Annotated in this window: 1 protein-coding gene; it reads left to right on the top strand. The window is 29.2% G+C overall.

The window, feature by feature from the left end; genetic code table 11:
* Positions 1–136 precede the first annotated feature (136 nt).
* Complete coding sequence (locus tag ACQY5W_RS13150; RefSeq protein ID WP_428025429.1) at positions 137–433, top strand: hypothetical protein; 297 nt, start codon at positions 137–139, stop codon at positions 431–433.
* Positions 434–703: the final 270 nt, after the last annotated feature.

Raw genomic sequence — 703 nt, forward strand, 5'->3', positions numbered from 1 at the left:
ACTGACCAATATAAATATGTATCTTGATTTTGAAAGTGGTATCTGAGGTGGCTTATCACAAGTATCAACACATTATGCTAAAGCAAATAACAAATACAGCAAGATTTATGATAAAAATGAAGAAGACAGTTATATTATGTATTATGACGCAAATAATTTATATGGTGGTGCTATGAGTTCATATTTGCCTACTAAAGATTTCAAATACAGTGATGAAGAATGGACGAAAGAGAAAATATTAAAATTGAAAGATGATGCTGATAAAGGATACTACTTTATTGTAGACTTACATTATCCTGAGAATCTGCATAAATCGCATAATGGTTATGCACTATGCAGCGAGAACAAATCTATTTCAAATAACCTCCTAAGTACAAAGCAAAGTGAATCCAGAAAAGAGACGAAAATAAAAAAAATTGGTTTGTTCATTTGAAGATAAAAGGGAATATGGTATACATTATCGATATTTGAAACAAGCGCTTCAACTGGGACTGAAAATTACAAAAGTTCATAAAACCATTGAATTTACACAATCTGACTTCATGTCTATATGGATATACACCTTTTCTTAGCATTAAATCAAATTCTTCATCATTAACAAAATAATCACTCATATTTTTAAATATTTTTCTCTTGTCTTCAATAGTTTTGCAATCCGATTTAAGGTTATTTGTTAAGCTTTCTAAAGATGTTGATAAGAAGG

It is taken from the genome of Arcobacter sp. (assembly GCF_050300555.1).
Lineage (GTDB): Bacteria > Campylobacterota > Campylobacteria > Campylobacterales > Arcobacteraceae > Arcobacter.

Coding starts and splice junctions, on each gene's coding strand:
- ACQY5W_RS13150 (WP_428025429.1), top strand. CDS start 137: ATGTATTATGACGCAAATAATTTATATGGTGGTGCTATGAGTTCATAT.